Here is a 23,281-nt window from a genome sequence, read left to right as displayed (position 1 = left end):
CGCACGGTCCCCGACAATCAAGCAACGAGCGAGCCAGACCTTTGATGACTCACGCTACTCTCCTGAGTTCCGACTATTCACACTACGCGGCGCGCGCCGCCGCGGCCCGTCCCCAACTCGTCGTGCAGGTGGCGGAGCTTGCGTCCGCGCCCTTGACCCGCGAGCGCATCGACGCTCGTTTCGACACGCTCTGCGCGGAGGCGGCCGGCGGGGCTGCCGCTCACTTGACCGAAGAGGCACTGAAACGGGCTCTGCGCCGGTTGCGCACCGAGGTGTTTTGCGCCGTGATGGAGCGCGACCTGGCTGGCGAGGCGGACGTCGCGGAAGTGACCGGAGCGATGACGGATCTGGCCGAGACGACGATCCAGCGCTCGCTTGCCGTGCTTTCTGCCGAACTGGAGGCGCTCTTTGGCGAGCCGCGCGGCCCGCAGGGCGAGCGGCTCACGCTGGGCGTGGTCGGCATGGGCAAGCTCGGTGGGCGGGAACTGAACGTGTCGTCGGACATCGACCTCATCTTTATTTATGAAGAGGACGGCGAGACCGCCGGCGGCCAGCGCGCGGCGATCGCCACGCAGGACTTTTTCACACGCCTCGGCAAGCGGCTGATCGGCGCTCTCGCCGAAGTCACTGCCGACGGCTACGTGTTTCGCGTCGACATGCGTTTGCGGCCGAACGGCGATTCGGGGCCGCTCGTATGCAGTCTCGGCATGCTCGAAGAGTACTTCTATGTGCAGGGCCGCGAGTGGGAACGCTATGCGTGGATCAAGGGCCGGCTCGTTTCCGAAGGCACGAGCGAGGCGGCGCGGCGTCTGTCGAAACAGCTGGATGCGATCGTCACGCCGTTCGTCTATCGCCGTTATCTCGACTTCGGCGTGATCAGTGCGATTCGCGCGCTCCATCTGCAGATTCGCCAGGAGGCGCAGCGCCGCGCGTCGATGCGCCCCGACAAGGCCGACGACATCAAGCTGGGGCGCGGCGGCATCCGCGAAATCGAATTCAGCGCGCAGGTGTTCCAGTTGATTCGCGGCGGCCAGGACGCCGGTTTTCGTGTGCGTCCGACGCTCGCCGTGTTGCGTCACGCCGCGACGCATGGGTTGATCGACATGTCGGTCTGCGTGAAGCTATCGCAGGCGTATCGGTTTCTGCGCGAACTTGAACACCGGCTGCAATATCGCAATGACGCGCAAACTCATGCGATGCCCGTCGATCCCGAGGACCGCGCGGCTCTCGCGCGTGCCATGGGCTGCGACGACTATCCGACGTTGATGGCGCGGCTCGACGCGCATCGTGAGTTTGTCGAACAGCAGTTCGATCAGATATTTGCCGACAAGGTAAGCGGCCGCGATGGCTGCGGCGCCCCCGAAGACGGCGCGGCGGCCTGGGTCTGGAGCAGCGCACTCTCGGACGACAGCGCGGAAGATGCGTTGCGCGCGCGTATCGTCGAACTTGGCGTGGCGGAGCCGGGCGATCTGCTCGCGCGACTGCGCGGTGTGTGGCAATCGTCGCGTTATGCGGGGCTCGCGGAGCGCAGCAGGCAGCGTTTCGACATCGTCGCGCAGCGTGCGCTCGAAGCCGCCCGCACGCTCGAGCCGCCCGAGCGGCGCGGCGATACGCTCGCGCGTCTTTTCGATCTGCTCGAAGCGGTGGGCCGGCGCGGTGCGTACCTCGCGCTGCTGACCGAATACCCGCAAGCGCTGCACCGGGTGTTGTCGGTGCTGGGCGCTTCACGCTGGGCGGCCGGCTATCTGATCCGCCATCCGCAATTGCTCGACGAACTGCTCGACGACGAAGCGATCAACAGTCCATTCGACTGGCCCGAGTTCAAACGCACGTTGCGCTTGCGGCTTGCCGCCGCGGACGGCGTCGAGCAGCAAATGGACTTGCTGCGCCATGCGCACCAGGCCGAAGTGTTCCGCATTTTGCTGATCGACCTTGCCGGCAAGCTGAGCGTCGAACATGTGAGCGACCGCCTGTCCGAACTCGCCGATGCGGTGCTCGATGTGACGCTCGAAGCCGTCTGGAACCAGTTGCCGAAGCGCCATCGCGAGGTGCCGCGTTTCGCGGTGATCGCATACGGCAAGCTGGGCGGCAAGGAGTTGGGCTATGCGTCCGACCTCGACGTGATTTTCCTCTACGACGATCCCGACGACGCGGCAGCCGATATCTATTCCACGTACACCCGCCGGCTCATCACGTGGCTGACCACCGCGACCGGCGCGGGCACATTGTTCGACGTCGACCTGCGCCTGCGTCCGAACGGCGAGTCGGGTTTGCTCGTCACCGATCTGGACGCGTTCCGCCGCTATCAACTGCGTGAGGGCGACGCCGCCAACACGGCCTGGGTCTGGGAGCACCAGGCACTGACCCGCGCGCGTTACTGTGCGGGCGACGCGCAGATCGGCGCGCAGTTCGAGGCGATCCGCGAACAGGTGCTGACCACGCCGCGCGACGCCGCGCAGCTTGCAGCCGAGATCGTCGAGATGCGCGAGCGAGTGATCGCCGGGCACCCGAACCATACGACGCTGTTCGACCTCAAGCATGATCGCGGCGGCATGGTGGATATCGAATTCACCGTGCAGTACTGGGTCTTGTTGCACGCGGCGCGCGATCCCGAACTGATCCGCAATACCGGGAACATTGCGCTGCTGCGCGAAGTGTCGCGCCTCGGGCTGATGAGCGAGGCCGAAGCCGAGACGGTCGGCGCGGCTTATCGCACGTATCGGAAGCTGCAGCACAAGCTGCGGCTGGATGGGATGGAGAAGGCGCGCGTGGAGCCGGCTCTCGTCGCGACGGAGCGCGATGCCGTGCTCGGACTGTGGGAGCGGGTGTTCGGCGAGGGCTGAAGGAGGCGTGCGTCGTGCCGGCCGTGGCTCATGCGCTGCTTACCGCCATTTGTCTTGTGCCGCTCCGGCGTCAAAACGTGCCCCCGCGTGCGCCCGCGCTGAAAGCCGCGGCGTTCGCTGCAGCCTTCGAGCGACTAAGCCGCCAGCATTTCCTTCGCGTGCTTGCGAGTGGTCGGCGTGATTTCGAGGCCGCCAAGCATTCGCGCGACTTCTTCCACGCGGCTCGCCTTGTCGAGCGAAACGACGCTGCTTACCGTACCGCCCTTGCCATTGCCGGCCTTCGCCACCTGGAAATGATGATCGCCACGTGCGGCGACCTGCGGCAAATGCGTCACGCAAAGCACCTGGCGCGCTTCTCCGAGTTGATGCAATAGACGCCCGACCACTTCGGCGACGCCGCCGCCAATGCCCGTATCCACTTCGTCGAAGATCAGCGTGGGCGTCGGGCTTGCGGCGCTGGCGATCACAGCCAGCGCAAGGCTGATACGCGCGAGTTCGCCGCCCGATGCGACCTTGGCAAGCGGCCGGAGCGGCACGCCTGCATGTCCGGCAACGCGGAACTCGACCTGCTCCAGTCCATACGCGCCGCCTTCCGGCAGCGGCACCAGCGCTACTTCGAAGCTGCCGCCTTTCATCGACAGTTCCTGCATGCCGGTGGTGACCGCCGCGCCAAGCGCCTTGCCAGCTTTCGCGCGTGCTTTGGAGAGCTTTTTCGCTTCCGCGACGAAGACCTCGCGCGCCTTCGCTTCTGCTGCATGCAGGCTATCGAGGTCGGCGGCGGCGTCTAGCGCGGCGAGTTGCGCGCGGCGCGTTTCATGTTCTTCGGGCAGCGTTTCGGGCTGCAAGCGGAATTTGCGCGCCGCCGAATGCAGTGCGTCGAGGCGTTTTTCGACCTGGGCGAGCCGGTCGGGATCGAGTTCGAGCTTTTGTGCGTAATGGCTCAGCGAGTACGCAGCTTCCTGAAGTTGAATCTCTGCAGGTTCGAGCGAGGCCAGCACGTCGTTCAAGGCCGGATCGATTTCAGCGAGGTCGCGCACCTTCGACACGATCGACGCAAGATGCGTGATCATCGCTTCGTCCGATTCGGATAACGCAGTGAGCGCGCCTTGCACGCCGTCGATCAGATTCGCCGAATGCGACAGCCGCCGATGCTCCGCGTTAATCTCTTCCCATTCGCCCGGCTGGGGCGAGAGCTTGTCCAGTTCGGCAAGCTGCCAGGCAAGCCGCTCGCGTTCCAGTTGCAACTCGCGGTCGCGCGTTTGCGCATGCTCGACCGCCTGGACCTTCTCGCGCCATGTGCGCCACGCGCGCGTGACGCTCGCGGAAAGTTCGCTCAGGCCTGCGTGGGTGTCGAACAGTTCGCGCTGGGCGTCCGGACGCATGAGCAACTGGTGCGCGTGCTGGCCATGAATATCGACCAGCATTTCGCCGAGCTCGCGCAGTTGCGCCAATGTCGCGGCCGTGCCGTTGATGAAGGCGCGCGAGCGCCCGTTCGCATCCACCACGCGGCGCAGCATCACGGTGCCGCCCTGCTGGCCGTCGGCTGCCGACGCGCTGAACGCCTGTTCGTCGAGCCACTGATCCACCTGTGCGTGCGTGTCGAATTCCGCGGTGATGTCGGCGCGGCTCTCGCCGGTGCGAACGACGCTCGCGTCGGCGCGTGCACCGAGCGCGAGCGCCAGCGCGTCGATGAGGATCGACTTGCCGGCGCCGGTCTCGCCGGAAAAAACGGTAAAGCCGCTGTCGAATTCGAGATCGAGCGCGGCGACGATGACGAAGTCGCGTATCGAGAGGTGGCGAAGCATGGAGATGGTCTGTGAGCCTGGTATTCGGGTTTCTCTAGCGGCGCTTATATCCCGGCATTCTCCGCCGGTCAGAGCTTGCCGTCTTCTTCGTGCGACGGGTATTCGTTCCAGTGCAGCTTCTTGCGCAGCGTCGCGAAATAGCTGTAGCCAACCGGATGCAGCATAGGCACCGTATGACGCGAGCGGCGCACTTCGATCGCGTCGCCCAATTCGAGCGACGTGAACGACTGCATATCGAAATTGACGTTGACCTCGCGCCCGGAAACGATCTGGATACTGACCTTCGAGTCGTCCGGCAACACGATGGGCCGGTTCGACAGCGCGTGTGGCGCGATCGGCACGAGTACGATGCCCTGTAATTGCGGATGCAGAATCGGCCCTTGCGACGACAGCGCGTAAGCCGTCGAGCCGGTAGGCGTGGCGACGATCAGGCCGTCCGAGCGCTGGTTGTACATGAACCGGCCGTCCACGGAAACGTGCAGTTCCGCCATGCCGGAGAAGCCGCTGCGATTGACCACCACGTCGTTGAAGGCGAGCGCGTGATAGATCGGATTGCCCTGGCGCATGATCCGCGCCTCCAGCAGCACGCGCTCTTCGCGTTCGAAGTTGCCCGCCAGCATTTGCGGCACGATCTCGCTCATGTCGGAGATCGGGATGTCGGTAATGAAGCCCAGCCGGCCGTGGTTGATGCCGATGAGCGGTGTGCGGTAAGGCGCCAGTTGCCGCCCGATGCCCAGCATCGTGCCGTCGCCGCCCAGCACGATCGCCACGTCGGCACGCGCGCCGATCTCCGCGGGACGCAGCGCCGGATACTCGGTGACGCCGATTTCCGCTGCGGTGTCGGCTTCGAAAACGACTTCGAAGCCGCGCTTCGAGATGCAGGAGGCGAGCGCGGTCAGGGGCTCACGAATGCCCGGCGTGTTGTTGCGCCCGACGAGCGCCACGGTCTTGAACTGGCTGGTTACTTGCATGCCGGCATTACACCATAGGTAGCACCCGAAAAGAACCGCACGCGGACCCGGCGGCCCGCCGGCACGGGCGGGCCGCCAGCGCAGTTAGGGATTATCGTTAGAATGGTGAAGCCTTGATGACATGCTCGCCGTGCAGAATGCAACGGCGCGCTGCGGGCGGGGCCGTCGACAACAGGGCGGGCGGGGCACCGGATCGAACGCGGCACCAAGCCCTGAAGCCGCCGCAAGCGCCGGTCCTGGCGAGCGGCGGTAATTCCGCCGGTGTTGGGCGCCGTTAGCGCTCGCGGTAGTCGCACCATTGAGCTAAAATTTTCCGTCATGCTAGATCCTCGCGCACAAACCCTCCTGAAAACTCTGATCGAGCGCTACATTGCCGAAGGTCAGCCGGTCGGCTCGCGCACGTTGTCGCGCTATTCCGGCCTGGAGCTGAGCCCGGCGACCATCCGCAACGTCATGTCGGATCTCGAGGATCTGGGCCTTGTGATCAGCCCGCATACCTCGGCTGGACGCATTCCTACGCCGCGCGGCTACCGGCTTTTCGTCGACACAATGTTGACTGTCGAGTCGGCCGCAGACGAAGAGGCGGTCACGCGTACCGTCAAGACTACGCTGCAGGCCGGTGAGCCGCAGAAAATCGTCGCCGCGGCGGCGAGCGTGCTCTCGAATCTGTCGCAGTTTGCCGGTGTCGTGCTCACGCCGCGGCGCAGCCACGTGTTCAAGCAGATCGAATTCATGCGCCTGTCCGACAAGCGCATTCTGCTGATCATCGTCACGCCCGAAGGCGACGTGCAGAACCGCATGATGGCGACCCAGCGCGACTTCTCGCCGTCCGAACTGGTGGAAGCGTCCAACTACATCAACGCTCACTTCGCCGGTCTTTCTTTCGACGAAGTGCGCCGCCGCCTGCGCGAAGAGATCGACCAGTTGCGCGGCGACATGACCACGCTCATGCACGCGGCCGTCACCGCGAGCACCGACGAATCGGACACCGGCGAGACCGTGCTGATTTCGGGCGAGCGCAATCTGCTCGAGGTCGCGGATCTTTCCTCGGACATGGCGCGCCTGCGCAAGCTGTTCGATGTGTTCGACCAAAAGACCAGTCTCCTTCAGTTGCTGGATGTATCGAGTCATGCGGCCGGCGTGCAGATCTTCATAGGCGGCGAGTCGAACCTCGTACCTATCGAGGAAATGAGCGTCGTCACCGCGCCGTACGAAGTGAATGGCAAGATCGTCGGCACACTGGGCGTGATCGGGCCTACACGAATGGCCTACAACCGCGTGATCCCGATCGTGGACATCACCGCGAGACTGCTCTCGCTGACGCTCAGTCAGCAGTAGCGCGTCACCGCTGCGGCGGTTTGTCCAGCACATGATGCGCGAGCGCGCGCCGCCTGCCAATTGGCCGAACGGCCAGGGGTCCTTAGGGCGCGCGGCCACGAGGCGCGCCGCTATAATGAATTCCACCTGGTTCCACTTCCCGCCTTGAGCGGTTACTCCTGCTGCCTATGCGCTTCGACCTCGAGCGGCCCTCGCAGAACGCCACGTCGCACCGCGTTGCGGTGTTGCTGATCAATCTCGGCACGCCCGACGCGCCAACGCCTCGTGCGGTTCGCCGCTATCTCGCGCAGTTCCTGTCCGATCCTCGCGTGGTCGAAATTCCGGCGCTGCTATGGCAAATCATTCTGCGGCTTCTGATCCTGCCGTTCCGGGGCCGCGCGTCCGCGAAGAAATATGCGGCCGTGTGGATGCCCGAAGGCTCGCCGCTGCGCGTCTATACGGAAAAGCAGGTGGAAGGTTTGCGCCACCTGCTGCAATTGAATGACTACACGGTGCTCGTCGAGTACGCAATGCGCTACGGCACGCCCGGCATCCCGGCCATGCTCAATCAGCTGAAGCTCGCCGGTGCCGAACGGGTGCTGCTGGTGCCGATGTATCCGCAATACTCGTCGTCGACCACGGCGACCGCTTTCGACGACGCGTTCTCCGCGCTCAAGCGCATGCGTAACCAGCCCGAGATCCGCACGGTGCGCCAGTACGCCGATCATCCCGCGTACATTTCAGCGCTCGCGGCGCAAGTGCACCAGTATTGGCATCTCCATGGTCGGCCGGATTTCGCGGCCGGCGACAAGCTCGTTCTCAGTTTTCATGGCGTGCCCAAGCGCACGCTCGATCTCGGCGATCCGTACCACGAGCAGTGCCAGACGACCGGCGCGCTGCTGATGCAAGCGCTCGGCCTGACGCCGGTGGAGTGCCGCATCACGTTCCAGTCGCGCTTCGGCAAAGCAGAGTGGTTGCAGCCGTACACGGCACCCACGCTGAAGGAACTCGGGGCAGCGGGCGTGCGGCGTGCTGATGTTTTTTGTCCCGGCTTCACCGCCGACTGTCTCGAGACAATCGAGGAGATCGGCATGGAAGTGCGCGACGAGTTCCTGCATGCGGGCGGCAAGGAGTTTCATCGCATTCCTTGCGTGAACGCGTCGCAGGCGTGGATTGCCGCGCTTGGCGAAATCGTCGCGCAGAACCTGCAAGGGTGGCCGGTCCAGGCGGTTCCCGTACCGCATCACACACCGGCCTGAGCATAATCATGAACTACCGGATTTCGACGGAACCGGGCGCGAAGCTGCGCATCGACAAATGGCTCTGGGCAGCGCGCTTCTTCAAGACGCGCTCGCTTGCCGCGGACGCGGTCGAGAAGGGTCGTGTGCGTATAGGCGGGGCCGACGTGAAGCCGGCCAAGGACGTGCGGGTCGGCGATCTCGTCGAGATCGAAATCGAGCGGTTCGTATGGCAGGTGCAGGTGCTGGGCGTATGCGATGTGCGCGGTCCAGCAAGCGTCGCACAGACGCTTTACGCGGAAACGGACGAGAGCCGGCAAAAGCGCCAGGCAGAGCACGAGCGCCGCAAGACCTATCGCGAGCCGGCCGAGGCATTGCACGGCCGCCCGACCAAGCGCGACCGCCGGACTATCGACAGATTTTCAGGTGGGGATTGAACAGTTGTTCCATGGTCGCGTTCACGCCGCCGTATTCGGTTGTGTGATCGTTGACCGCCCCAGACATACAGATGGTCGTGGTGCCCGCAACGAGTACCAGTGCGACCACCGAGATTGCAAAGGTCAGTTTCACGGTACCCCCTTTTGGGATGGTGCGGAAAAGAAACGAGCTAGCCAGGTGGAAATTGCAAAATGGCGGAAAGGTTTATGTCAGATTAGGGTTAACGCTGTTTTTCCGCCGCGTAACTGGAGCATAGGTCACTTGCACGCCGCGCTCAATCTGAATCTGATCGCAGCGCATCCATGGTTGTAACCGCGCATTTCCGCCGGCCGTCGCAGGTTTGAAATTTTCGGCGAAGGCGCTTGAAAACGCGCGTTTGCGGCCCCACCTGCCGTTTCGATACGTGGTAGCGCGCCTGGATGATTGTCGCGATTTTGCAACGCACAAATCGCGGCAGTGTCATGCGCCGTTGCTGCCGTTGGCTTTTAATTTTTTAACGACTTTCAGCGACATGGAAAACACGCAAGAGAACCCGACGAGCCAGAATCCCACGCCCGCGGACGAAACCGCGCGCCAGGCCGCCGAGGCGGTCACTCCCGAGCAGGAAGCCGCTGCGAGCGTCGCCACGGACACGCCGGCAACGGGCGCCGAAGCCGCATTGGCCGAAGCGCAGGCGAAGATCGCCGAATTGCAGGAAAGCTTCCTGCGCGCGAAGGCCGAGACGGAAAACGTGCGCCGCCGCGCGCAAGAAGATGTAGCCAAGGCGCATAAGTTTGCAATCGAGAGCTTCGCGGAGCATCTGCTGCCGGTGATCGACAGCCTGGAAGCGGCCGTCGCTCACTCGACCGACGATCTTCAGAAAGTGCGCGAAGGCGTCGAGCTCACGCTGCGTCAGCTCACGGGCGCGCTGGAGAAAGGCCGCGTCGTCGCGCTGAATCCGGTGGGCGAGAAGTTCGACCCGCACCGCCATCAGGCTATCTCCATGGTGCCGGCCGACCAGGAGCCGAACACGGTGGTCGCCGTGCTGCAAAAGGGCTTCGTGATCGCGGATCGCGTGCTGCGCCCGGCGCTCGTCACTGTCGCCGCGCCGAAGTAACGCCGGTTTGCTCCGTATTCCGTTTGGGTTTCGTCCGCGCTTAGTCCGCGTTGGGCTGTAGACAGCCGGTAGACACCAGGTAAACACCGTCATGGCCAATATTCCCGTCGACGCAACCGCGTTCTCGGCGTTTGACGTGCAGGAGCTGAGCGCCGAATCGTTCGACGCCGGCCTCGCCGAAGCGGGTGACCAACTCGCGGTGGTGTTCTTCTGGGGACTCGACTGCTTTAACTGCGAGATCGCCAAGAAGGCCATGCTCGCGCAGCCGGACGCAATCCGCGCGCTCGGTCTGCGGTGGTTCCACAGCAATGTCTACGAGCACCGCGAACTTGGCCGGCGTTTCATGCTTCATGGCGTGCCGACGTGGTTCTTCTTTCATCGCGGCAAACGGCTGGGTCGGGCAACCGGCTGGCACGGCTTGGCGCAGTTCGAGGCGGCGGTTGCCGCAGCGCGCGAGAAGATCCGGTCGGCCGATGCCGCTGGCGGTGCGCAAGCTGACGGAGCGAATACGGGCAAAAGTTCGGTCGATTGAAAAAAATTAAAGACCGCATCGCAAAAGAGGTCTTGAAAACGATGCGGACGCACTTATGTTGAGTGCAGGTATGAATTCAGGGTGGATTGCCTTGCCGCCGAACGGCAAACAGGGCGATTCCCGCAGCGATCAAAGTCAGGAGATTAGTAAAAATGGGCAAAATCATCGGTATCGACCTCGGCACGACCAACTCGTGCGTGGCGATCATGGAAGGCAATTCGGTCAAGGTGATCGAGAACTCGGAAGGTGCACGCACCACGCCGTCGATCATCGCCTACATGGAAGACGGCGAGATTCTCGTCGGCGCGCCTGCCAAGCGTCAGTCGGTCACGAACCCGAAGAACACGCTGTACGCGGTTAAGCGCCTGATCGGCCGCCGCTTCGAAGAGAAGGAAGTTCAGAAAGACATCGGCCTGATGCCGTACAAGATCATGAAGGCCGACAACGGCGACGCATGGGTCGAAGTACGCGATCAGAAGCTCGCTCCGCCGCAAATCTCCGCGGAAGTGCTGCGCAAGATGAAGAAGACCGCTGAAGACTATCTCGGCGAGCCGGTCACCGAAGCAGTGATCACGGTTCCCGCGTACTTCAACGACAGCCAGCGTCAGGCAACCAAGGACGCGGGCCGCATCGCCGGTCTGGAAGTCAAGCGCATCATCAACGAACCGACCGCAGCCGCGCTCGCGTTCGGTCTCGACAAGAACGAGAAGGGTGACCGCAAGATCGCCGTGTATGACCTGGGCGGCGGTACATTCGACGTGTCGATCATCGAAATCGCCGACGTCGACGGTGAAAAGCAGTTTGAAGTGCTGTCCACGAACGGCGATACGTTCCTGGGCGGTGAAGACTTCGACCAGCGCATCATCGACTACATCATCGGCGAGTTCAAGAAAGAGCAGGGCGTCGATCTGTCGAAAGACGTGCTCGCGCTGCAGCGCCTGAAGGAATCGGCTGAAAAGGCGAAGATCGAACTGTCGTCGAGCCAGCAAACCGAAATCAACCTGCCGTACATCACGGCCGACGCGTCGGGTCCGAAGCACTTGAACCTGAAGATTACGCGCGCCAAGCTCGAAGCGCTGGTTGAAGAACTGATCGAACGCACGATCGAACCGTGCCGCGTCGCTATCAAGGACGCAGGCGTGAAGGTCGGCGAAATCGACGACGTGATTCTGGTCGGCGGTATGACCCGCATGCCGAAGGTGCAGGAAAAAGTTAAGGAATTCTTCGGCAAGGATCCGCGCCGCGACGTGAACCCGGACGAAGCCGTGGCCGTTGGCGCCGCGATTCAGGGCCAGGTATTGTCTGGCGACCGCAAGGACGTTCTGCTGCTCGACGTGACCCCGCTGTCGCTCGGCATCGAAACGCTCGGCGGCGTGATGACGAAGATGATCAACAAGAACACCACGATCCCGACCAAGCATTCGCAGGTCTACTCGACGGCTGACGACAATCAGAGCGCCGTGACGATCAAGGTGTATCAGGGCGAACGCGAGATGGCAGCGGGCAACAAGCTGCTGGGCGAGTTCAACCTTGAAGGCATTCCGCCGGCACCGCGCGGCACGCCGCAGATCGAAGTGAGCTTCGACATCGACGCGAACGGCATTCTGCACGTCGGCGCGAAAGACAAGGCGACCGGCAAGGAAAACCGCATCACGATCAAGGCGAACTCGGGTCTGTCCGAAGCCGAAATCGAGAAGATGGTGAAGGACGCCGAAGCGAACGCGGAAGAAGATCACAAGCTGCGTGAGCTGGCCGACGCCCGCAACCAGGGTGACGCGCTCGTCCACAGCACGAAGAAGGCGCTCACCGAATACGGCGACAAGCTGGAAGCCGGCGAGAAGGAAAAGATCGAAACCGCGCTGAAGGACCTCGAAGAAGCGCTGAAGAGCGGTTCGACCGACAAGGCCGCACTCGAAGCCAAAATCGAAGCGGTGGCGACTGCCTCGCAGAAGATGGGCGAGAAGATGTACGCCGAGATGCAGGCTGCGCAAGGTGCCGAAGCTGCGGCAGCAGGCGCGGCGGGCGCGAGCGCGGGTGCATCGGCTGGTGGCGCGAGCCAGCAGCAGGACGATGTGGTCGACGCCGACTTCAAGGAAGTCAAGAAAGACTAAAGCCAGGTCGCATTCCGACCGTAAAGCCGCACACGGGTTCTGTGTGCGGCCCGGCTGCACGAGGGACCGCGGGCAACATGACGCGGCAACGTGCAAGAGCGGTTATCACGCCTGGCGAGCCTTTTAGGCTCTCCGGGCACATTTGTTTTATGGAGGCCGTTGTTTCGCGCCGCATTTCAGGCGGCACGAAACAGCGACCGGACGAGTCGTGAGACTCCAGCATTCAAAAGGAGCCACCGCGCGGCACTCTCGCGAGGGGCGTTGAACCGATATGGCGAAACGGGATTACTACGAGGTTCTGGGCGTCGTAAAGAACGCGAGCGACGACGAAATCAAGAAGGCTTATCGCAAGCTGGCGATGAAGCACCACCCCGACCGCAATCCGGGCAACAAGGATGCGGAAGAGCATTTCAAGGAGGTGAAGGAAGCCTATGAAATGCTCTCGGACTCGCAAAAGCGTGCCGCGTATGACCAGTATGGTCACGCGGGCGTCGATCCGAACATGGGCGGGGCCGGCGCACAAGGCTTCGGCGGCTTTGCCGATGCGTTCGGCGATATTTTCGGCGACATCTTCGGCCAGGCGGCAGGCGGCGCGGCGCGGGGCGGCGGCGGACGTGCGGGCCCGCAGGTGTATCGCGGCGCCGACCTGCGCTACAGCATGGAAATCACGCTTGAACAAGCGGCGCATGGGTACGACACGCAGATTCGCGTGCCGAGCTGGGTGTCGTGCGAAGTCTGTCACGGTTCGGGCGCGAAGCCCGGCACCAAGCCGGAAACTTGTCCGACCTGTAGCGGTTCGGGCGCGGTGCGGATGTCGCAAGGCTTCTTCAGCATCCAGCAAACCTGTCCGAAGTGTCACGGCACCGGCACCTATATTCCTGAACCGTGCGCCCACTGCCACGGCGCGGGCAAGGTGAAGGAAACCAAGACGCTCGAAGTGAAGATTCCGGCAGGTATCGACGACGGCATGCGCATCCGTTCGGCCGGCAACGGCGAACCGGGCATCAACGGTGGACCGTCGGGCGATCTGTACGTCGAGATTCATATCAAGCAGCATTCGGTGTTCGAGCGCGACGGCGACGATCTGCATTGCCAGATGCCGATTCCGTTCACCACGGCGGCGTTGGGCGGCGAAATCGAAGTGCCCACACTCGCGGGCCGCGCGAGCTTCACGGTGCCCGAAGGCACGCAGTCGGGCAAGACGTTCCGGTTGCGCGGCAAGGGTATCAAGGGCTTGCGTTCAAGCATTGCCGGCGATCTGTACGTGCATGTCCAGGTCGAAACGCCGGTCAAGCTCACCGAACCGCAGCGCGATCTGCTCAAGCAGTTCGAGAAAGCTTTGGTGGAAGGTGGCGCGCGGCACAGCCCGCAAAGCAAGAGCTGGTTCGACAGGGTGAAGAGCTTCTTCGATTAACGGCGGTTCGAAGTTGGCGGTAAGCATGACGGCAGATGAGCGCGGCGCTGTATTTGCATTGCTCGATGATTGCGACGCGTCGGCGGCGCGCCGCTCAAGCAGGCTGTACACCGGTTTCGCGCATGAGCGGGTATGCGCCGATGCCGCGCAGCTGGAAGCCGCGTGCGAGGCCGCCGAATCAGATGCGCGGCGCGGCCTGCACGCTATCGTGCTCGCCGACTACGAGTTCGGCCGGCATCTTCTTGGCGGGGCATCGGATCCGTCGTTCAAAACGCAGCATGGCGACGCCACGCTGCGTTTTTTATTGTTCGAGCGTTGCGAGAAACTCTCGCGCGACGAGGTCGACGCGTGGCTCGTAAAGCGTGACGGCGATCTCGCTGAGCCGTCTGTGGCGGGCACGTCCGATGTGCGCGAGAGTGTTGAGCCCGCGCAGTTCAATGCGGCCATCGACGCAATTCATGCGGCCTTGCGCGACGGCGATTCCTATCAGGTCAACTACACATACCGGCTTGGCTTCGACGTATTCGGCTCGCCTATCGCGCTTTATCGGCGCTTGCGGGCGCGTCAACCGGTTCGGTACGGCGCGTTGATCGCAATGCCTGTTGGTGACTGGGTGCTGTCGTGCTCGCCGGAACTCTTCGTCGAGAAGCAGCATGCAACGTTGCGCGCGCGTCCGATGAAAGGCACCGCGCCGCGTTCGGCCGATCCGTCAGCGGATCGGGGCGCCGCTGAATTCCTCGGCAGCGATCCCAAGAACCGCGCCGAAAACGTAATGATCGTCGATCTGCTGCGCAACGATCTATCGCGCGTCGCTCAGACGGGTTCCGTCAAAGTGCCTGCCCTCTTTTCCGTCGAGCCGTATGCATCGGTTTGGCAGATGACGTCAACGGTTGAAGCCGCTTTGCGGCCCGGCACGTCGTTCGCCGCGATACTGCGCGCGCTTTTTCCTTGTGGCTCGATCACCGGTGCGCCGAAGCATCGCACGATGCAGTTGATCGACGAACTGGAGAGCACGCCGCGCGGGCTTTACACCGGCGCGATCGGCTGGCTGGATGCGCCCGCGCCGGAGCCGGCGGCGAATGAAAATAACGGCGGCGACTTCTGCATGTCCGTCGCGATTCGCACGCTGACGTTGAAGCCGTCCGCGCCCACGGGACAGCTGCGCGGCACGATGGGCGTCGGCGCGGGCATCGTGCTCGACAGCGTCGCCGAAGACGAATACGCGGAGTGTCGATTGAAAGCGCGCTTCCTGACCGGTGCGGAGCCCGGCTTCGATCTGTTCGAAACCATGTACGCGACGCGGGAAGAGGGCGTGCGCTATTTGTCGCGCCATCTCGCGAGGCTGTCGGCGAGTGCCGCGACGCTGGGCTTTGAATCCGATGCCACAAGCATCAGCGCGCAGATCGCGGAGCGATGCGCGTCGTTGCCCGCCGCAACGCCGCACCGCCTGCGCGTCGCGCTGGGCAAGAGCGGCGTGACGCAGATTACGTCCGCAGTCTTGACGCCGTTGGCCGATTCCACGGTCGGCGTGCTGCTCGCAACGGATCACGATTTTGCGTCGACCCAAGCCGACGATCCGCTGCTTCGCCATAAGACCACGCACCGTGCGCAGTACGATCGCGGCTGGCGCGAAGCCGAGGCAAAAGGCGCCTTCGACACGCTGTTCTTCAACGAACGAGGCGAGTTGACGGAAGGCGGGCGGTCGAACGTATTCGTGAAGCTGGCGGGGCGGTGGTGGACGCCGCCGCTCGCGTCGGGCGTGCTGCCCGGTGTGATGCGAAGCGTTCTGCTTGAAGACGACGATAGTCTGCAAGCGGCTGAGAAGGTGCTGACAGAGGGCGACGTATTGAACGCCGAAGCGCTGTTGGTCTGCAACGCATTGCGCGGCGCGCTGCCGGCTCGGATTGTCCGCTAGAAACACCGAAGCGCAGCCACCCCAACATCACCCGCGCAAACGCAGCCTCAAAACGAGTGCTCAGGCCCAGGAAAGGTCCCGTTCTTCACCGCCTGCACATACGCTTCCACGGCAGCAAGAATACTCGGCTGCCCGACCATGAAATCCTTCACGAAACGCGGCCGTTTGCCGGGGAAAATGCCCAGCATGTCGTGCAAGACCAGCACCTGACCCGAGCAGTCGAGGCCCGCGCCGATGCCGATCGTCGGAATCCGCAACTGCTTCGTGACTTCGCTCGCGAGCAGCGTCGGAATTGCTTCCATCACAATGAGCTGTGCGCCGGCCGTTTGCATCGCGAGCGAGTCGCGCAGCAACTGGTTCGCGCCTTCCTCGGTCTTGCCTTGCACCTTGAAGCCGCCGAAAGCATGCACCGATTGCGGCGTCAGCCCGACATGCGCACAAACCGGAATTGAGCGGTCAACCAGGAAACGGACAGTGTCCGTGAGCCATTCACCGCCTTCGAGCTTCACCATCTGCGCGCCGGCGCGCATCAATTCGACCGAGCTTCTATAGGCTTCTTCCGGCGTGCCATACGTGCCGAACGGCAAGTCCGCGACGATCAGCGCAGACGGTCGCGCGCGCGCCACGCTCGCCGTGTGATACGCGATGTCGGCGAGCGAAACCGGCAGTGTGGTGGTCTGTCCTTGCAGGACGTTGCCGAGCGAGTCGCCGATCAGCATGACGTCGACGCCCGCGCGATCCAGCAGCGCGGCGAAGCTGGCGTCGTAACAGGTGAGCATGGCGATTTTCTCGCCAGCATCGCGCATTGCCTGCAGTTTCGGCACGGTGACGGCGCTCCGGCTCGTCTCCTGCAAATAGGTCATGGGTCGATCCGTTGAAGAGAAAGGCGCGCGCCGCTTAGAGCGACGTGCCCTTGACAAAGAATTCCTTGCGTCCGCGCATGGTTTCAATGCGTTCGGCGAGCAGCGCAAGGTCCGCGTCGGAGTCGAGCGGATTCAGATGTTCGGCGTTAACCGTCAGCACCGGCGTGCGGTCGTAGTGGTAGAAGAATTCGTTGTAGGCGTCGCAAAGCGCGTGCAGATATGCATCGGAAATCTGCAACTCCATCGGCACCGCGCGCTTCTGAATGCGCGAGAAGAGCACTTCGGGACTAGCTTGCAGATACACGACGAAGTCCGGTGCCGGCGCGCTCACTTCCAGCCGTGCGGCGAGCGCGCGGTACAGATGCCACTCGTCTTCCTGCAGCGTGAGGCGCGCGAAGATGTCGTTCTTCTGCGTCATGAAGTCCGCTACGAGCGGCGTGCCCCCCATTTGCGCTGCGTTCACTTCCTGCGCCTGCTGCGCGCGTTGCAACGCGAAGTGCAATTGCGCGGGCAACGCATAACGCGCGGTGTCGCGATAAAAACGTTCGAGGAAGGGATTGTCCTGCGGCCTCTCGAACAGTTCCTGCATCGACCAGCGTTGCGCAAGACGCCGCGCGAGCGATGTCTTGCCGACGCCAATAGGTCCTTCGATCGCAAGATAGCCGAATGGAGGCCGCAATTGCGGCGCGGTTACGGTAAGCGGTGTGGAATTCATTCGCAGCGGCCCTTGCCCGCGGCGAGTGCGTTCAGCATCGGGCACTGGCAGGGTCCTTTCACTTTCTCGATGCGCTGATCGCGCACGCCGTCGAGCAGCGCGTCGGCGCGGCCATGTCGCGGAATGATCAGCGCAGCGTCGATTTCGACGAGCGGCACCAGCGCGAAAGCACGCTCGACGAGGCGAGGATGCGGAACGATCAGATCGGCTTCGTCGATCGATTGGTCGCCGAAAAGCAGGATGTCGAGATCGAGCGTTCGCGGTGCATTGCGAAAGGGCCGCTCCCGGCCGAACTGATGCTCGATCTTGTGGCACAGCGCAAGCAGATGCTGCACGGGGAGCGTCGTGTCGATCTTCACGACACAGTTGAAATAGTCGTCACCGCCCGCGTCGATCGGGGCCGTGCGATATAGGCTCGACTTGGCGAGCACGGTGATGGCGTGCTGTTGTGCGAGGCACACCACCGCGTCTTTCAGGGTCTGGCGCGCGTCCCCGAGATTCGCGCCGAGGCCGAGATAAGCAACCGTCATGGCATAACTTCCTGCAACTATCGTTCGACGGCTTCAGCGAACGCTGCGTCAGTCTTCGTGCGGGCCTTCATGGCCCGCTTCGGCGTCTGTGCGTTCGGCTGGCGTGCCGCCCTCCATTCCGTCGCCCGGTTTGCGGTTTCTCGCGCCACTGCTGCGCCTCCGTCGTTTTCTAGGGCTTCGGTCCTTCCCGCCTTGCGTAAGCAATGTTTCACGCGCCGCGATGTCTCCTTCGATGAACTCCGTCCACCACGCTCCGACCGACTCATCGAGTTCGCCCGATTCACAGCGCAACAGGAGGAAATCATACCCCGCTCTAAATCTTTGGTGTTCCAGCAGCTTCAGCGCACTTCTTCCCGAGCGTTTTTCGAGGCGCAGTTGCAAGCCCCAGATCTCGCGCATATCGGACGAAAAACGCTTGTGAATAGCGAGTTTTTCCGTCTGCATGTCGAGGACTTCGTCCATCGCGCGATGCAGCGCCGGCACCGGATATTCACCGTTCGCTTCAAATTTCTGCCAGCGCTGTTGCACGTCGTGCCAGAGCAGCGTGGCGAACAGGAAGCCTGGTGACACCGGCTTGCCGGCGCGCACGCGTGCGTCGGTGTTGGTAAGCGCGAGCGTGATGAACTTTTCGCCGGTGGGCTGCTCGAGCACGACGTCGAGCAAGGGCAGCAAGCCATGATGCAGGCCTTCCTGGCGCAGGCGCTTCAGGCAGGCGAGCGCGTGGCCGGACAGCATGAGCTTCAGCATCTCGTCGAACAGACGCGCGGCCGGCACGTTGTTGATCAGGTCGGCCATTTCCGCGATCGGCGCGCGAGTCGCGTCTTCGATCTCGAAGTCGAGCTTCGCCGCAAAACGCACCACGCGCAGCATGCGCACAGGATCTTCGCGATAACGCGTGGCCGGATCGCCGATCATGCGCAGCAGGCGAGCGCGCACGTCCGCCATGCCGTTGTGATAGTCCAGCACTGTTTCGGTGGCCGGATCGTAGTACATCGCGTTGATCGTGAAGTCGCGGCGCGTGGCGTCTTCGTGCTGCTCGCCCCACACGTTGTCGCGCAGCACGCGGCCGCTTGCATCCACCGCGTGCGTGCGGCGGTCGAGCTCGTCGCGCTTCAGGCGCCGCGGCGGCGCGGCGTCAGCGGCGGGCGGATCGACCAGCGCGCGGAACGTGGAGGTTTCGATGATTTCCTGGCCGAACTGCACGTGCACGATCTGAAACCTGCGGCCAATGATGCGCGCGCGGCGGAACAGCTTCTGCACCTGTTCGGGCGTGGCGTCGGTAGCCACGTCGAAGTCTTTCGGTTTGATGCCGAGCAGCAGGTCGCGCACCGCACCGCCGACGATAAACGCCCGGTGCCCGGCCTGTTGCAGGCCTTCGGTCACGCGAATCGCGTTGCGCGAGATCAGCGTGGGGTCGATGCCATGTACGTCGTGCGGAATGATGACCGGCACGTCCGGGTCGCGCACTGTCTTTGCGGGCGCGCCATTGCGAGCCGGCTTGCGGCGCGCGCGGCCGGTTCCCGCGGCGCCTGCTGCATTGCGTGCCGGTGCGCTGCCGGGTTCGTCTGAGTCGGCTTCAGCCGGCACGGTGTCGTCGGCGGACGCTGTGTCCTGGCCGAATAGCTTACGGATGAGTTTTTTGATCACGTGGGTTGAAAGAGTTCGAGGATGCGCCAGCCTTTGGCCTGCGCATGGACGCGCAATGTGTCGTCGGGATTCGTTGCGATCGGATCGGTGACCTTTTCGAGCAGCGGAATGTCGTTGTGCGAATCGCTGTAGAAGTAGCTGCGCTCGAAGTCGCTCCAGCTCTTGCCGAGCGACGCAAGCCATGCCTCGGTGCGCACGATCTTGCCTTCCTTGTAGCTCGGCGTGCCAGTGGGGCGGCCGGTGTAGGCCGAATGCGGCTGGCCGTCGACGGTTTCGGCTTCGCAGGCGATCAGCGTGTCGACGCCGAACGCGTTCGCGATGGGCCGGGTGATGAATTCATTGGTCGCGGTGACCACGCAGCACAGGTCGCCGGCTTCGCGGTGCCGCTTGACCAGTTCGACCGCCGCCGGAAGGATTGCCGGTGTGATCACCTCGTGCATGTACTGCGCGTGAAAGTCCGCGAGTTGCGCGCGCGTGTATTTCGCGAGCGGCGTGAGCATGGCGATCAGATAGGCGTGAATGTCCAGCTTGCCGGCTTTGTAGTCGGCGTAGAAGCGGTCGTTTTCACGAGCGAAATTATCGCCGTCGACCATGCCGTGTTTCACCATGAAGCGGCCCCATTCGTGGTCGCTGTCGGTGGGAATGAGCGTGTGATCGAGGTCGAAGAGTGCGAGATTAGCCATGGGGATCTATTTTACTTGAAGCGGCGGACGACGCGGCGGGCCCGTCCGCGCCGGGCGAAGCCAGCATCGTGCGCAAAAGCGGCAGCGTGACCGCGCGCTTCTGTTCGAGCGAAAAGCGGTCGAGCGCGTCGAGGAGCGCCATCAGGCTTGGCATGTCGCGACGAAAATGCGTGAGCAGATAGGCCGGCACGTCGTCGGCGAGCATGATGCCGCGCTCGCGAGCTGCGTGCTTGAGCACCGCCGCCTTGCCTTCGTCGGGCAGCGGCGCGAGGTGGAATACGAGACCCCAGCCGAGCCGCGTGCGCAGGTCCTCGCGCACCGTCATGCCGATCGGCGCCGCGTTGCCGGTGGCGACGAGCGCGCTCGTCGGATGCGCGCGCACTTCGTTGAAGAGATTGAACACGGCGATCTGCTGCGCGGCCGACAGGCCGTCGCAATCGTCAATTGCATAGAGCGCCACGCGCGGATCGAAACTGAACGCGGCAAGGCTGCTTTGCGGACCCGCGAAGCGCGCGTGGCCCGGCGGCGCTTCGTGCACGAGCGCTTGCAACAAGTGTGTGCGACCGCTGCCCGCTTCGCCCCAGATGTAGAAGGTGCGATCCGCGACAGGCCCGGCAGCAAGCGCGTTGTCGAGCTCACGCAGCCGCGTAACCAGCTCGGCGTTGGCGCCGGCGAAAAAATTGTCGAATGTCGATGGCGGCGGAGTGCCGAGATCGAGCGTCAGTTGACGAAGCACAGTAGGTTAATGCCGAAAGTAGGGCTGAGGCTGCCGATGGTCCCGGCGAGCCGGGTCACTGGAGCAGAAAGTCAATTGTTGTACAGGGTGCTTTCCAGATAGCTTTGCCGCAATTCGCGCACCGCCACGGTCAAAATCGCACTCACGGGCAACGCAAGCAGCACGCCGAAAAAGCCGAATAGTTGCCCGAAAGCGAGCAGCGCGAAAATGACCGCGAGCGGGTGCAGGCCGATCCGCTCGCCGACGAGGCGCGGCGTCAGGAAAAAGCTCTCCACGATCTGACCGACGCCGTAAATCACAGCCACCGCACCGAAGCCGTACCAGTTGCCGAACTGCAGCAACGCCGCAAGAAGCGCGAGCGCGAGACCGGTCGCAAAGCCAATGTACGGGATGAACACCGCGAGCCCGGTGAAAATGCCCACCGGCAGCGCAATCTCGAAGCGGGCGATGCTGAGCGCCGCCGCGTAGAACACCGCGAGCACGCCCATCACGAGCAACTGGCCGCGCAGATATTGCGACAGCATCTGATCCATGTCGCGCGCGAGTTGCAGCGTCTTGTCGAGCCAGCGGCGCGGCACCACGCTCTGTACGCGCAGCAGCATGCGGTTCCAGTCGTACAGCAGATAGAACAGCACGAGCGGCACCAGCACGAGATTGCCGATGACCGTCATCATGACGTTGCCGCTCGTCACGATCGAGGTCCATGCATAGCGCGCGACCGTCTGCGCACTGCCTTCCAGTTGGCCCATCACGAGATCGCGCACGCTCGCGAAATCCAGCGAATCGGCGAGGCCGAGCATGGCGAGCTTGGGGTGCAGCCACGCATTCACGTGGGCGAACAATTGCGGCACCTGCTGCCGCAACTGCGGGCCTTCCTTCTGGATGACGGCGAATACCAGCAGCGCGAGCATTGTCACGAGCAGCGTGAAAAGCAGCATCATCAGCAAGGCAGCGAGCGCCCGCGGCACGCGCCGGCGCACCATCCACGCGACGCCCGGCTGCAGAATGTACGCGAGAATCGCGCCGAGCAGAAACGGCGTGAGCACGGGGCTCAGCAGCCACAGCAGAATGCTGACGCCGAGCGTGATGGCTATCCAGATGAAGGCGCGGCGCTGGACCGGAGTCAGTATCGAGGAGTTCTGTTGCAAAGTTGTTTCCCTGGTGTCGCCGGAACGGATGATTCAAATTCCAGCCAGCCGGCCGGCAACGCTGTATGGGACCGGAGTAAGCGCTGAAGCGCCAACTCTGGATCGGCATCGGGTAAAATCGCATTTTACCGACCTTCGAGCTATCCCCCATGAATCAACCGAAATCCGCCCCGAATTCAGCCGGTTCGGCCCAAGGTCTGTCGTATCGCGACGCCGGCGTGGACATCGACGCGGGCGACGCCCTTGTCGACGCGATCAAGCCCTTTGCCAAAAAGACGATGCGCGACGGCGTGCTGGGCGGCATTGGCGGATTCGGCGCGCTGTTCGAAGTGCCGAAGAAGTACAAGGAACCGGTGTTGGTGTCGGGCACGGACGGCGTGGGCACGAAGCTGCGCCTCGCGTTCCAGTTGAACAAGCACGACACGGTCGGCCAGGATCTGGTCGCTATGAGCGTGAACGACATTCTCGTGCAAGGCGCCGAGCCGCTCTTTTTCCTCGACTACTTCGCGTGCGGCAAGCTGGACGTCGGCACGGCCGCAACGGTCGTCAAGGGTATCGCGTACGGCTGCGAACTGGCGGGCTGCGCATTGATCGGCGGCGAAACGGCTGAAATGCCGGGCATGTACCCTGACGGCGAATACGATCTCGCGGGCTTCGCGGTCGGCGCGGTGGAAAAGAGCAAGATTATCGACGGCAGCACCATCGCTCCCGGCGACGTGGTGCTGGGCCTCGCTTCGAGCGGCATTCATTCGAACGGTTTTTCGCTGGTGCGCAAGATCATCGAGCGCGCGCAGCCCGATCTCAATGCGGATTTCGACGGCCGTTCGCTCGCCGACGCATTGATGGCGCCCACGCACATTTACGTGAAGCCGCTGCTCTCGCTGATGCAGCAAATCTCCGTGAAGGGCATGGCGCACATCACCGGTGGCGGGTTGGTCGAGAATATTCCGCGGGTTCTGCGCGAAGGCCTGACGGCCGAGCTGGATCATCGCGGCTGGCCGCTGCCGCCGCTCTTCTCGTGGCTGCAAAAGCACGGCGGCGTGGCGGATGCCGAAATGCATCGCGTATTCAACTGCGGTATCGGGATGGCGGTGGTCGTCTCGGCTGCTGATGCGGACGCTGCAATCGGTCTGTTGTCCGCAGCCGGCGAACAGGTCTGGAAGATCGGCACGATTCGCGAGAGCGCAGCCGGTGAAGCACAGACGGTAGTGGTGTAAAGATTGGCAGTCAGCGCGGCGTGAATAGCAAACGCCGCGCTGACTCACAGTTTCAATGCTTC

The 23,281-nt window shown here is 63.2% G+C and carries 20 protein-coding genes; 10 read left to right on the top strand and 10 right to left on the bottom strand.

Translation table 11 applies throughout. The features are described 5' to 3' along the window. The first annotated feature begins 44 nt into the window (after positions 1–44). Entirely contained in the window at positions 45–2,843 is a 2,799-nt protein-coding gene (gene glnE, locus JMY24_RS12985; RefSeq protein WP_201702193.1) for a bifunctional [glutamate--ammonia ligase]-adenylyl-L-tyrosine phosphorylase/[glutamate--ammonia-ligase] adenylyltransferase, read from the top strand. Between the two features lie 134 nt (positions 2,844–2,977). Here glnE and recN read toward each other — a convergent pair whose 3' ends face one another. Both recN and JMY24_RS12975 read right to left on the bottom strand, forming a co-directional pair. Next, the gene (recN, locus tag JMY24_RS12980) at positions 2,978–4,648 is read right to left on the bottom strand and encodes a DNA repair protein RecN (RefSeq protein WP_201702191.1); all 1,671 of its coding nucleotides are present in this window, start codon (positions 4,646–4,648) and stop codon (positions 2,978–2,980) included. Between the two features lie 68 nt (positions 4,649–4,716). Continuing rightward, positions 4,717–5,619 carry an NAD kinase gene (locus JMY24_RS12975; protein ID WP_128594305.1) on the bottom strand — a complete coding sequence of 301 codons (903 nt, stop codon included), beginning with the start codon at positions 5,617–5,619 and terminating at the stop codon, positions 4,717–4,719. Between the two features lie 318 nt (positions 5,620–5,937). Here JMY24_RS12975 and hrcA point away from each other — a divergent pair, with 318 nt between their 5' ends. The 3 genes from hrcA to JMY24_RS12960 all read left to right on the top strand — a co-directional run bounded on the left by hrcA (position 5,938) and on the right by JMY24_RS12960 (position 8,611). Then, positions 5,938–6,957: a heat-inducible transcriptional repressor HrcA gene (hrcA, locus tag JMY24_RS12970; protein ID WP_025601566.1), complete on the top strand. Its 1,020-nt coding sequence runs from the start codon at positions 5,938–5,940 to the stop codon at positions 6,955–6,957. Between the two features lie 167 nt (positions 6,958–7,124). Beyond that, positions 7,125–8,195, top strand: coding sequence for a ferrochelatase (hemH, locus tag JMY24_RS12965; protein ID WP_128594306.1), 1,071 nt, complete (start codon positions 7,125–7,127; stop codon positions 8,193–8,195). An 8-nt stretch (positions 8,196–8,203) separates the two neighbouring features. Next, on the top strand, positions 8,204–8,611 hold the full coding sequence (locus JMY24_RS12960; protein ID WP_128585265.1) for an RNA-binding S4 domain-containing protein: 408 nt from the start codon (positions 8,204–8,206) through the stop codon (positions 8,609–8,611). Here JMY24_RS12960 and JMY24_RS12955 read toward each other — a convergent pair. Further along, the gene (locus tag JMY24_RS12955) at positions 8,583–8,744 is read right to left on the bottom strand and encodes a hypothetical protein (protein ID WP_006047884.1); all 162 of its coding nucleotides are present in this window, start codon (positions 8,742–8,744) and stop codon (positions 8,583–8,585) included. The two genes, JMY24_RS12960 and JMY24_RS12955, sit on opposite strands and share 29 nt — an antisense overlap. A 379-nt stretch (positions 8,745–9,123) precedes the next feature. Between JMY24_RS12955 and grpE the strand changes: the two genes are divergently transcribed. The 5 genes from grpE (at position 9,124) to pabB (ending at position 15,680) form a co-directional block, all read left to right on the top strand. After that, on the top strand, positions 9,124–9,708 hold the full coding sequence (grpE, locus tag JMY24_RS12950) for a nucleotide exchange factor GrpE (RefSeq protein WP_027804896.1): 585 nt from the start codon (positions 9,124–9,126) through the stop codon (positions 9,706–9,708). Between the two features lie 91 nt (positions 9,709–9,799). Further along, positions 9,800–10,240: a thioredoxin family protein gene (locus tag JMY24_RS12945; RefSeq protein ID WP_128594307.1), complete on the top strand. Its 441-nt coding sequence runs from the start codon at positions 9,800–9,802 to the stop codon at positions 10,238–10,240. A 152-nt stretch (positions 10,241–10,392) separates the two neighbouring features. Further along, positions 10,393–12,351: a molecular chaperone DnaK gene (gene dnaK / locus JMY24_RS12940; protein ID WP_128594308.1), complete on the top strand. Its 1,959-nt coding sequence runs from the start codon at positions 10,393–10,395 to the stop codon at positions 12,349–12,351. A gap of 271 nt (positions 12,352–12,622) precedes the next feature. Further along, the gene (dnaJ, locus tag JMY24_RS12935) at positions 12,623–13,765 is read left to right on the top strand and encodes a molecular chaperone DnaJ (RefSeq protein WP_201702189.1); all 1,143 of its coding nucleotides are present in this window, start codon (positions 12,623–12,625) and stop codon (positions 13,763–13,765) included. A gap of 25 nt (positions 13,766–13,790) precedes the next feature. Then, the gene (gene pabB / locus JMY24_RS12930) at positions 13,791–15,680 is read left to right on the top strand and encodes an aminodeoxychorismate synthase component I (RefSeq protein WP_128594309.1); all 1,890 of its coding nucleotides are present in this window, start codon (positions 13,791–13,793) and stop codon (positions 15,678–15,680) included. A gap of 47 nt (positions 15,681–15,727) precedes the next feature. Here the strand turns inward: pabB and panB are convergent, their stop codons facing one another. The 7 genes from panB to JMY24_RS12895 all read right to left on the bottom strand — a co-directional run bounded on the left by panB (position 15,728) and on the right by JMY24_RS12895 (position 22,002). Continuing rightward, on the bottom strand, positions 15,728–16,543 hold the full coding sequence (panB, locus tag JMY24_RS12925; RefSeq protein ID WP_128591085.1) for a 3-methyl-2-oxobutanoate hydroxymethyltransferase: 816 nt from the start codon (positions 16,541–16,543) through the stop codon (positions 15,728–15,730). Positions 16,544–16,577: 34 nt separating this feature from the next. Next, positions 16,578–17,258: a deoxynucleoside kinase gene (locus JMY24_RS12920; protein ID WP_128594310.1), complete on the bottom strand. Its 681-nt coding sequence runs from the start codon at positions 17,256–17,258 to the stop codon at positions 16,578–16,580. Continuing rightward, a complete protein-coding gene (gene folK / locus JMY24_RS12915) occupies positions 17,255–17,788 on the bottom strand; it encodes a 2-amino-4-hydroxy-6-hydroxymethyldihydropteridine diphosphokinase (RefSeq protein ID WP_128594311.1) in 534 nt (177 codons plus the stop codon). Before folK ends, JMY24_RS12920 begins: the two co-directional genes overlap by 4 nt. A gap of 48 nt (positions 17,789–17,836) precedes the next feature. Further along, a complete protein-coding gene (gene pcnB, locus JMY24_RS12910) occupies positions 17,837–19,435 on the bottom strand; it encodes a polynucleotide adenylyltransferase PcnB (RefSeq protein WP_201702187.1) in 1,599 nt (532 codons plus the stop codon). Continuing rightward, the gene (locus JMY24_RS12905; protein ID WP_128594313.1) at positions 19,432–20,118 is read right to left on the bottom strand and encodes a histidinol-phosphatase; all 687 of its coding nucleotides are present in this window, start codon (positions 20,116–20,118) and stop codon (positions 19,432–19,434) included. The genes pcnB and JMY24_RS12905 overlap by 4 nt, the downstream gene beginning before the upstream one ends. After that, complete coding sequence (gene hda, locus JMY24_RS12900) at positions 20,111–20,854, bottom strand: DnaA regulatory inactivator Hda (protein WP_201702180.1); 744 nt, start codon at positions 20,852–20,854, stop codon at positions 20,111–20,113. The genes JMY24_RS12905 and hda overlap by 8 nt, the downstream gene beginning before the upstream one ends. A 71-nt stretch (positions 20,855–20,925) precedes the next feature. Continuing rightward, positions 20,926–22,002, bottom strand: coding sequence for an AI-2E family transporter (locus tag JMY24_RS12895; RefSeq protein ID WP_128594314.1), 1,077 nt, complete (start codon positions 22,000–22,002; stop codon positions 20,926–20,928). Positions 22,003–22,151: 149 nt separating this feature from the next. Between JMY24_RS12895 and purM the strand changes: the two genes are divergently transcribed. Further along, positions 22,152–23,219, top strand: a complete 1,068-nt coding sequence (purM, locus tag JMY24_RS12890) for a phosphoribosylformylglycinamidine cyclo-ligase (RefSeq protein ID WP_128594315.1) — start codon at positions 22,152–22,154, stop codon at positions 23,217–23,219. The last annotated feature ends 62 nt before the right edge of the window (positions 23,220–23,281 follow it).

The organism is Paraburkholderia kirstenboschensis (assembly GCF_904848585.1).
GTDB classification, from domain to species: domain Bacteria; phylum Pseudomonadota; class Gammaproteobacteria; order Burkholderiales; family Burkholderiaceae; genus Paraburkholderia; species Paraburkholderia kirstenboschensis.
The sequence above is the reverse complement of the archived record's forward strand: the minus strand, read 5'-3'. Positions and strand labels throughout refer to the sequence as shown.

What these genes read in the sequence shown, in the direction of transcription:
- purM (WP_128594315.1), top strand. Translation starts at nt 22,152, where the DNA reads ATGAATCAACCGAAATCCGCCCCGAATTCAGCCGGTTCGGCCCAAGGT.
- JMY24_RS12905 (WP_128594313.1), bottom strand. Translation starts at nt 20,118, where the DNA reads ATGGCTAATCTCGCACTCTTCGACCTCGATCACACGCTCATTCCCACC.
- grpE (WP_027804896.1), top strand. Translation starts at nt 9,124, where the DNA reads ATGGAAAACACGCAAGAGAACCCGACGAGCCAGAATCCCACGCCCGCG.
- panB (WP_128591085.1), bottom strand. Translation starts at nt 16,543, where the DNA reads ATGACCTATTTGCAGGAGACGAGCCGGAGCGCCGTCACCGTGCCGAAA.
- recN (WP_201702191.1), bottom strand. Translation starts at nt 4,648, where the DNA reads ATGCTTCGCCACCTCTCGATACGCGACTTCGTCATCGTCGCCGCGCTC.
- JMY24_RS12960 (WP_128585265.1), top strand. Translation starts at nt 8,204, where the DNA reads ATGAACTACCGGATTTCGACGGAACCGGGCGCGAAGCTGCGCATCGAC.
- hemH (WP_128594306.1), top strand. Translation starts at nt 7,125, where the DNA reads ATGCGCTTCGACCTCGAGCGGCCCTCGCAGAACGCCACGTCGCACCGC.
- JMY24_RS12945 (WP_128594307.1), top strand. Translation starts at nt 9,800, where the DNA reads ATGGCCAATATTCCCGTCGACGCAACCGCGTTCTCGGCGTTTGACGTG.
- folK (WP_128594311.1), bottom strand. Translation starts at nt 17,788, where the DNA reads ATGACGGTTGCTTATCTCGGCCTCGGCGCGAATCTCGGGGACGCGCGC.
- hrcA (WP_025601566.1), top strand. Translation starts at nt 5,938, where the DNA reads ATGCTAGATCCTCGCGCACAAACCCTCCTGAAAACTCTGATCGAGCGC.
- dnaJ (WP_201702189.1), top strand. Translation starts at nt 12,623, where the DNA reads ATGGCGAAACGGGATTACTACGAGGTTCTGGGCGTCGTAAAGAACGCG.
- JMY24_RS12920 (WP_128594310.1), bottom strand. Translation starts at nt 17,258, where the DNA reads ATGAATTCCACACCGCTTACCGTAACCGCGCCGCAATTGCGGCCTCCA.
- pabB (WP_128594309.1), top strand. Translation starts at nt 13,791, where the DNA reads ATGACGGCAGATGAGCGCGGCGCTGTATTTGCATTGCTCGATGATTGC.
- dnaK (WP_128594308.1), top strand. Translation starts at nt 10,393, where the DNA reads ATGGGCAAAATCATCGGTATCGACCTCGGCACGACCAACTCGTGCGTG.
- glnE (WP_201702193.1), top strand. Translation starts at nt 45, where the DNA reads ATGACTCACGCTACTCTCCTGAGTTCCGACTATTCACACTACGCGGCG.
- JMY24_RS12975 (WP_128594305.1), bottom strand. Translation starts at nt 5,619, where the DNA reads ATGCAAGTAACCAGCCAGTTCAAGACCGTGGCGCTCGTCGGGCGCAAC.